The following is a 2062-nucleotide window of genomic DNA, read 5'->3' as shown; positions in this document are numbered from 1 at the left end:
GCGAAGGCGTCTGCTAAAACGCCTTCGCCGGCAAGCCTGGCTCCTACAGGTTCTGGCTTCAGGTATCGATAGTAACCGAGCTCACGCCTTGAGGCCGAACACCTCGGTCAGGTGCTGTTCATAGCGCGCCACATCAGCCTCGATATTCGGACGTTTCATCACATCGACCGCCAGGAAGGTCGGCAAACCGCTCATGCCGAGAAATTCGTTGGCCTTGTGAAACGGGAAGTACACCGCGTCCACGCCTTTGCCTTCGAAGAAGTCGGTCGGGTCGTCAAAGGCTTGCTGCGGTGCGTTCCAGGTCAGCGACAACATGTATTGCTTGCCGTGCACCAAACCGCCGCTGCCGTATTTTTGCGAGGCGTCGGATCGGGTGCGGCCGTCGCTGGCGTAGAGGCTGCCATGGCCTTCAGTGAAGACTTCGTCGATGTACTTCTTCACCGTCCACGGTGCGCCCATCCACCAACCGGGCATTTGATAAATGATCACGTCGGCCCAGAGATATTTGGCGACTTCTTCAGCAACGTCGTAGCCCTCGTCGATGAAGGTGGCTTTTACATCGATGCCGCCGCGATCCAGCACGCTCAACGCGGCGTCATGCAGGGTGGTGTTGTAGCGGCCATCGGAGTGGGCGAACTTTTTACCGCCATTGAGCAACAGGACTTTTTTCATGAGAAATCTCGGAAGGTCAGGAATTCGATGGCGGCAGAGTAACGAGCTGCCTCGCGCGGAATAAGCGCTGAATTCGCAAAATACATTTGACCAATACGCACGAATCAACATTGGATTGTTGCCATAAACTTGCGCCGATTCTGAACTTGAGGAGATTTCTGATGAGTGAACTGCAAGGCTTCATCCTGCACGCCAAGACCCGCCCGGAAAAATCCGACGCCTTCGAAGCGTTTTTCCGCGGCCATGTAGAAGCGAGTCGCGCCGAGCCCGGCTGCATCGAGTACCACATGCTGCGCGACAAACAGGACCCGAGCCTGTTTATCTTCTACGAGATCTGGCAGTCCCAGGCGCACCTCGACGTGCACTCGAACCTGCCGCACATGCAGCAGTTCCGCGACATGCGCATGGAATACCTGGAACGGGATTTTGATATCCGCGCCATCGAGATGCTTAGCCCGTCCTCCGCTACCCGTTGATTAGCAAATGGCCGCCGAGCACACCGAGGCCGATGAAGAACACGCGCTTGAACAGCACGGCGCTGATCCGCTGACGCAGCCATTGGCCGAGCAACATGCCGAGCACTGCCGGGATCAACGCCAGCAACGACGCACTCAGTTCACCACCGCCAAGGGCGCCGCGCCATAACAGGCCGGCGGCCAGGGCGAGGGTCGAGACGGTGAAAGACAGGCCCAGGGCTTGCACCAGTTCATCCTTGCTCAAACCCAGTGCTTGCAGATACGGCACCGCCGGAATCACGAAGACGCCGGTGGCCGAGGTGATGACGCCCGTCACAACTCCACACAGCGGACCAAGCCAGCGTTCGCTCTGCCCCCCCACGCGCAAGGCCGGCAGGAATAGACCGCTCAGTGCATAAAGCATCAGCGCCCCGCCCAACGCCCGCACCATCCACTGACCACCGGCCATGCCGATCCACACCGTGCCTGCCCCGGTACCGATGAAGATCGCCAGGAGCATCGGCCACAACCGTTTGATCAAACCGAGCAAATGCCCACCGAATGCCAGTTGCCAGACATTGGTGAGGGTTGCCGGGATGATCAGCAGCGCGGCAGCCTGTGACGGGGCCATAGCCAGACCGAGCAGGCCCATGGCGATGGTGGGTAATCCGAGGCCGATCACGCCTTTGATCATGCCGGCCAGCAGGAATGTGGCGATCACCAGCAAGGAAAGGGTCAGGCCGAGGTTTTGATAGAACGCAGAGAGAGTATTCATGGGGCCATGGTGAGCCTGGATTGGCGGGTTGAAAATATGCCATATACTGAGGCTGCCTCTTGCCTGACAAGAGGCTGACAACTGCGTCGTTACGACTGACGCCTTCGCGAGCAGGCTCGCCCCCACAGTTAAAACGCATTTCCCAATGTGGGAGCGAGCC

Annotated in this window: 3 protein-coding genes; 1 reads left to right on the top strand and 2 read right to left on the bottom strand. The window is 58.8% G+C overall.

Annotation, left to right across the window (positions count from 1 at the left end; all coding sequences use genetic code 11):
- Nucleotides 1–81: 81 nt before the first annotated feature.
- Complete coding sequence (locus QMX98_RS34255; protein WP_172792209.1) at nucleotides 82–672, bottom strand: NAD(P)H-dependent oxidoreductase; 591 nt, start codon at nucleotides 670–672, stop codon at nucleotides 82–84.
- A 161-nt stretch (nucleotides 673–833) separates the two neighbouring features.
- On the opposite strand from QMX98_RS34255, the gene QMX98_RS34250 reads away from it, so the two are divergent.
- A complete protein-coding gene (locus tag QMX98_RS34250; RefSeq protein ID WP_282412069.1) occupies nucleotides 834–1148 on the top strand; it encodes a putative quinol monooxygenase in 315 nt (104 codons plus the stop codon).
- On the opposite strand, the gene QMX98_RS34245 is transcribed toward QMX98_RS34250, so the two are convergent.
- Nucleotides 1138–1902, bottom strand: coding sequence for a sulfite exporter TauE/SafE family protein (locus QMX98_RS34245; RefSeq protein WP_282412068.1), 765 nt, complete (start codon nucleotides 1900–1902; stop codon nucleotides 1138–1140). The genes QMX98_RS34250 and QMX98_RS34245 overlap by 11 nt on opposite strands.
- Nucleotides 1903–2062 lie beyond the last annotated feature (160 nt).

Origin of the sequence: Pseudomonas sp. PS02303 (assembly GCF_029959925.1) — a bacterium.
In the GTDB taxonomy this organism is placed as follows: Bacteria; Pseudomonadota; Gammaproteobacteria; order Pseudomonadales; family Pseudomonadaceae; genus Aquipseudomonas; species Aquipseudomonas mandelii.
Note: the sequence above shows the minus strand (reverse complement) of the source record. Positions and strands in the feature narration are given on the sequence as shown.